The sequence below is a fragment of the Vibrio sp. OPT46 genome (assembly GCF_015163535.1).
Lineage (GTDB): Bacteria > Pseudomonadota > Gammaproteobacteria > Enterobacterales > Vibrionaceae > Vibrio > Vibrio alginolyticus.
On record NZ_JADDYG010000005.1, the window covers coordinates 7,215 to 12,793 of the forward strand.

At 44.7% G+C, this 5,579-nt stretch carries 5 protein-coding genes and 7 tRNA genes; 2 read left to right on the top strand and 10 right to left on the bottom strand.

Annotated features, from left to right (window positions below):
- Positions 1–191: 191 nt before the first annotated feature.
- The 10 genes from IQR33_RS00120 to mutY all read right to left on the bottom strand — a co-directional run bounded on the left by IQR33_RS00120 (position 192) and on the right by mutY (position 3,650).
- Positions 192–267: transfer RNA gene (locus IQR33_RS00120), tRNA-Asn, on the bottom strand.
- A gap of 45 nt (positions 268–312) precedes the next feature.
- Positions 313–388: transfer RNA gene (locus IQR33_RS00125), tRNA-Phe, on the bottom strand.
- 7 nt (positions 389–395) lie between these two features.
- Positions 396–471, bottom strand: a tRNA-Thr gene (locus tag IQR33_RS00130).
- A gap of 71 nt (positions 472–542) precedes the next feature.
- Positions 543–618 (bottom strand) — tRNA-Asn (locus IQR33_RS00135).
- A gap of 45 nt (positions 619–663) precedes the next feature.
- A tRNA-Phe gene (locus tag IQR33_RS00140) sits at positions 664–739 on the bottom strand.
- 7 nt (positions 740–746) lie between these two features.
- A tRNA-Thr gene (locus IQR33_RS00145) sits at positions 747–822 on the bottom strand.
- A gap of 66 nt (positions 823–888) precedes the next feature.
- Positions 889–964: transfer RNA gene (locus tag IQR33_RS00150), tRNA-Phe, on the bottom strand.
- A 100-nt stretch (positions 965–1,064) separates the two neighbouring features.
- Positions 1,065–2,204 carry a membrane-bound lytic murein transglycosylase MltC gene (gene mltC / locus IQR33_RS00155; RefSeq protein ID WP_005381001.1) on the bottom strand — a complete coding sequence of 380 codons (1,140 nt, stop codon included), beginning with the start codon at positions 2,202–2,204 and terminating at the stop codon, positions 1,065–1,067.
- Between the two features lie 77 nt (positions 2,205–2,281).
- Positions 2,282–2,554: an oxidative damage protection protein gene (locus IQR33_RS00160; RefSeq protein WP_005381002.1), complete on the bottom strand. Its 273-nt coding sequence runs from the start codon at positions 2,552–2,554 to the stop codon at positions 2,282–2,284.
- A 19-nt stretch (positions 2,555–2,573) separates the two neighbouring features.
- Entirely contained in the window at positions 2,574–3,650 is a 1,077-nt protein-coding gene (gene mutY / locus IQR33_RS00165) for an A/G-specific adenine glycosylase (protein ID WP_017635575.1), read from the bottom strand.
- Positions 3,651–3,853: 203 nt separating this feature from the next.
- On the opposite strand from mutY, the gene trmB reads away from it, so the two are divergent.
- Positions 3,854–4,573: a tRNA (guanosine(46)-N7)-methyltransferase TrmB gene (trmB, locus tag IQR33_RS00170; RefSeq protein ID WP_005384506.1), complete on the top strand. Its 720-nt coding sequence runs from the start codon at positions 3,854–3,856 to the stop codon at positions 4,571–4,573.
- A gap of 17 nt (positions 4,574–4,590) precedes the next feature.
- Positions 4,591–5,579: TRM11 family SAM-dependent methyltransferase (locus IQR33_RS00175; protein ID WP_193843427.1), on the top strand; the 989-nt coding region annotated here is incomplete at its 3' end.

A 5,579-nucleotide genomic window follows, 5' to 3' on the forward strand; every position in this document is an offset into this window, starting at 1 on the left:
GAATATGCTCGGATACTAATGCGTATTAAAATTACGATGAGGATTAAATTTTTAGCGTGAAATAAGTGTTTTTGAAGAAAGGATTTAATGTTCGCTGATGTTTAGAAATGAAGTGCAGATAAATGGGAAAGCGAGAAATGACGTATAAAGCAGATACAAAAAAGCCGCATCAAGTGATGCGGCTTTAAAATTGGCTCCTCCTGCTGGGCTCGAACCAGCGACCTGCGGATTAACAGTCCGTCGCTCTACCAACTGAGCTAAGGAGGAATTATTATTTTTTGTGTCTTGCTTATGAAGCAAGTGCACCAAATATGGTGCCTCGAGGCGGAATCGAACCACCGACACGAGGATTTTCAATCCTCTGCTCTACCGACTGAGCTATCGAGGCAAAAGAATGGTGCCGACTACCGGAATCGAACTGGTGACCTACTGATTACAAGTCAGTTGCTCTACCTACTGAGCTAAGTCGGCACACTGTATTCTTTTTAGAAGAGATTATCTCTTCTGTTTTTAAAATCTCACTTAAGTAAGATTCTAGAAATTGGCTCCTCCTGCTGGGCTCGAACCAGCGACCTGCGGATTAACAGTCCGTCGCTCTACCAACTGAGCTAAGGAGGAACTATTCTTTTTTGTGTCTTGCTTATGAAGCAAGTGCACCAAATATGGTGCCTCGAGGCGGAATCGAACCACCGACACGAGGATTTTCAATCCTCTGCTCTACCGACTGAGCTATCGAGGCAAAAGAATGGTGCCGACTACCGGAATCGAACTGGTGACCTACTGATTACAAGTCAGTTGCTCTACCTACTGAGCTAAGTCGGCACACTTTATTCTTTGTGCTTTTGTCCGTGTTATAACATTTCGTTAAGACACCAACAAATCAAATTGTGGTGCCCGGAGGCGGAATCGAACCACCGACACGAGGATTTTCAATCCTCTGCTCTACCGACTGAGCTATCCGGGCAACGGAGCGCTATTAAACGGATTTTCCCGCGTTGCGTCAACCACTTTTTTTAAATAATTTCAAAAAAGTGGTTGTTCGAACGCTTTTTATTCAACTGTCACTACAAAGTTTGCTTCGAGTTAAATTCCTTTTTGAAATTTGTAACTTTTTCTAGGTAGCGACGCGCTTCTGCGTTCGGGTGTTTCTTGGTTAACGCCCAATAAACTTGGTTGGGTTGCAATGAATTAAGATCTTGCATTGCGCGTTTGCGATCACTGCGATGAAATGTGTTTAAAACTCCTCCAGTACCGCCATTGTAAGCTGAAATCATGCTGTACTCGAGAGAGGTAGGGTGGCGGACTTCTCTTAAATAACGATTTTTTAAGATATAGAAATACGCAGTACCGGTATCTATGTTGTTTTCTGGATTAAACAAATATTCAGGGCTTGGTTGGCCCGAGCGCTTTTTCACGAGTTTGAACACATCTCGTCCCGCTGTTTTAGGTACAACTTGCATTAGGCCATACGCATTTGCCCAACTTACCGCGTATGGGTTGAAACTGCTCTCGGTTTTAATAATGGCGTATATCAAGTCTTCTGGAATGTCGTATTTCTTGGAAGCTCGACGCACGATATCGGCGTATTGGTAGCTGCGAGTTGAAAAGTGGTCTTCAACCATGGGAATTTCGACGTAATACGCTTTCTTGAAATCTACATTTTTGGTTTTTATTTTATTTGCGATGAGGTATTCCGCAAATCGGTTTGCCCGCCAAGACCATTGAATTGGCTTATTGTCTTGGTCGACAACTTGTTTATACAGGAATGGTTGCCCCTCTAACGTGATACCTTTAGAGGAGAATAAGTCGACGTGAGCGGGATCGTCTGGTGTTAATAAGGTGGTGACAATCGCGTCTTTTAGGTGTTTTTGGGGCTCGGTCGGTGATACGGTCTCTATCGTGATCACGCCTTTGCGAAAGTCGACCTCGGCGCGGCTAAGGTAGTTATCGATGTACTTAACGTAATTACTCTTGCCAGCGTACTTGATTTCTTTTTTACCCCAGCGCTTTTGAATATTGCCTGAAAAGCTATTGATTAAGGCATCTAGCGCCGCAGTATCTTTTTCAAATTGTCCTGGTAGCTCAGCTAAGTTATTGGCAAAACGGTTTGTTGGCTCGTAGTTGACGTCATAAATCTTTTCGACGAATTCACGGCTACAGCCTGCCATTAAAAGTGCGGCAGCGATAAAGACAATTTTTTTCATAAGTATCAGAGTTATTGAAGGTAATAGAAAAATGACACCACAAATGGTTGTGATGTCATTGTTTAACTCAAGCGACTTTATTCGCTCGGCGGTGTGTAACCTTCGATATGAACGTCTTTTCCTTCAAAGAGGAAATTTACCATTTCTGTTTCGATCAGTTTGCGGTGTTCTGGATCCATCATGTTGAGTTTCTTCTCGTTGATCAACATGGTTTGTTTGTGTTGCCACTGAGCCCACGCTTCTTTCGAGATGTTGTCGAAAATGCGTTTACCTAGTTCACCAGGGTAAAGTTGAAAGTCTAGACCTTCGCCTTCTTTCTTTAGTCGAGCACAAAATACAGTGCGGCTCATAATGACTCCTTGTATTCAATTAACGAAGTTCGTGGGGTAGCGTTTCCAGCAATAGTTTTACTGGCGCGGCTAAACCGACTTCTTCAGGTTTAGATAAGTTATACCAAAGACCTTTGTTGCCTTCCATTATCACGTCCGGTTGCTTTGATAAATCAATCAAAATTGGCGTGATATCTAGGTGGTAATGGCTGAATGTATGACGAAAGGTAATCAGTGTTTGCTTCTGTTTGATATTGCTGGCTTGAATGCCGCGTTGATCCAGTAGCAATTCAATGTCGCTTTCTGCATCCACATGTTCGGTTTGTGGGAAGCAGAATAAGCCACCCCAAATGCCTGTTTGTGGTCTTTGCTCCAACCACACCTCATGACCATTTTCGGTGTTGTGGTGAAGCATCACGAAACGAGTTTGCTTGATTGGCTTATCTTTCTTCGGTTTTTTGCCCGGGTAGTCGAGCACATTACCTTGTTGCTTTGCCACACACAGATCAGCAACAGGGCAGAGGCTACATTTGGGTTTGCTGCGTGTGCAGACCATTGCGCCCATGTCCATCATTGCCTGGTTATACTTATCTACATCCGTTTGTGGGGTGTGCGTTTCGGCAATTTCCCACAGCTGGTTTTCAACCTTTTTTTGTCCTGGCCATCCTGCAACTGCGAAACAGCGGGATAGGGTGCGCTTCACGTTACCATCAAGAATCGCGTGTGGTTGTTTATACACAGACGATAAAATGGCGGCAGCGGTAGAGCGACCAATCCCCGGTAGGGCGTTCATTTTCTCTATATCAAGAGGAAACTCACCATTGTATGTAGAGGCGACCTCTTGTGCTGCTTTGTGAAGGTTACGGGCTCGGGCGTAGTACCCTAAGCCAGTCCAAAGGTGTAGGACTTCATCTTGCTCAGCATTGGCAAGATCGATCACGGTTGGAAAGCGCTCCAAGAAACGTTGGTAATACGGAATAACCGTAGTGACCTGAGTTTGCTGAAGCATAATTTCAGACAACCAGACACTGTATGCGGTCTTATTTTGTTGCCACGGAAGATCTTTTCTTCCATATGCGTCATACCATTCTAGGATGGCACTGGCGAAAGGTGTCACGACTTGCTCTGTATTCTAGTATTGGTTAGGTGCAAAATTGCACCACATAATGGGCAAGAAGTACAACGGATAAACAGTAGGGATATAAAGAGGTGTGTCGTTGCTTTTGGGTTGCCATAGACCAAGAGCTCAACAAATACTTGCACCTAAGTAAATTCTTTGGATAATCCCCGCTTTGATTAATCAATGTGCAGGCAAAATCAATGAGTGAAGTAACCACTAACGAATACAACGAAGACGGAAAGCTGATCCGCAAAATCCGCAGCTTTGTACGCCGTGAAGGGCGTTTGACTAAAGGTCAAGAGAGCGCGATGAATGAATGCTGGCCTACGATGGGTATTGACTTCAAAGCTGAACTTCTCGATTGGAAAGAGGTATTTGGCAACGATAACCCAGTAGTGCTTGAGATCGGTTTTGGTATGGGTGCTTCATTGGTTGAAATGGCAAAGAACGCGCCAGAGAAAAACTTCATCGGTATCGAAGTTCATAGCCCAGGCGTTGGTGCTTGTCTTGCCGATGCTCGCGAAGCGGGAATTACTAACCTGCGTGTAATGTGTCACGATGCGGTAGAAGTATTCGAACACATGATCCCAAATGGCAGCTTATCGACACTGCAATTGTTCTTCCCAGACCCTTGGCATAAGAAGCGTCACCACAAGCGTCGTATTGTTCAATTAGGTTTTGCGGAAATGGTGCGTGAGAAGCTTATCCCTAATGAAGGTATTTTCCACATGGCGACCGACTGGGAAAACTACGCAGAGCACATGATTGAAGTGATGAACCAAGCGCCAGGTTTCGAAAACATTGCTAAAGATGGTGATTTCGTTCCTCGTCCAGACGATCGCCCGCTAACGAAGTTTGAAGCTCGTGGTCACCGTCTTGGTCACGGTGTTTGGGATATCAAATATAAGCGTATTGCGTAACCAGAGGAGTTCATGGGATGTACCATTACGCGATATTAGCGAATCCGGGTCATAACCGAATTTACTTTGATAGCGCAATGACCATTGCCTGTTCTGAGCTAAAAGCAATTTTAGCTTCACAAGGCGTGGATGTGACAGAAATTGGTAGTAAAGACGTTGGCTTACCTGCTGCGTTGGTGTTTTCTTGTCAGGAAGCGCTAACCGATGAGCAGGCGCGAAGAATCGCAGCCTCTTCGATTTACTATGCGCTATTTGAAGTGCGCGAAGATGGTTTACTTCGACCAGTTCAAGCGCCCGTATTTAACACTTTCCCGGAAAGTATGAGCCAGATTTTGCGCTACACCGGGAAAACAAACGAGCAGTTTACCCGTTTGATGGTGAATATCGGCATTAGTGCGTCCAATACGGGAAGTGAACAACTGACCTTAATGGATCCAATGTGTGGTAAAGGTACAACCTTATTTGAAGGCTTGATCCACGGTTTGAACGTGGTAGGGGTTGAGATCAACGCCAAGTGGGTGCAAGAGATCCAGACCTTTATTGTTAAGTTCATGAAGAATGGCCGCTTTAAGCACAAAGTGAGCAAAGAAAAGCGCACTGCGGGTGGCAAGAAAGTGGCGGATGGTTTCGTGGTTGAAGCTGCAGCAAATAAAGAAGATTACAACCAAGGCCATCTTCAGTTTATGAAGCTGTATTCGGCTGATACTCGTATCGCTGATCAAGTCGTGAAAAAGAACTCAGTTGATGTGATGGTGTCTGACTTGCCTTATGGCGTGCAGCACGGCAGCAAAAATGCCAAGGACAGCAAACTGAACCGCAGTCCACTAGAGCTTTTAAAAGAGGCTCTGCCTGCATGGAAAGTGGTATTGAAAAAACAAGGTTCAGTGGTGTTGTCTTTCAATGAATTTACATTGAAATGGAAAGATGTCGCGGCATTATTTGAAGAGCAAGGTTGGAAGGTACTTTCAGAAGAGCCTTACATCGGTTATCTTCACCGTGTTGATCA

Coding starts and splice junctions, on each gene's coding strand:
- mltC (WP_005381001.1), bottom strand. CDS start 2,204: ATGAAAAAAATTGTCTTTATCGCTGCCGCACTTTTAATGGCAGGCTGT.
- IQR33_RS00160 (WP_005381002.1), bottom strand. CDS start 2,554: ATGAGCCGCACTGTATTTTGTGCTCGACTAAAGAAAGAAGGCGAAGGT.
- trmB (WP_005384506.1), top strand. CDS start 3,854: ATGAGTGAAGTAACCACTAACGAATACAACGAAGACGGAAAGCTGATC.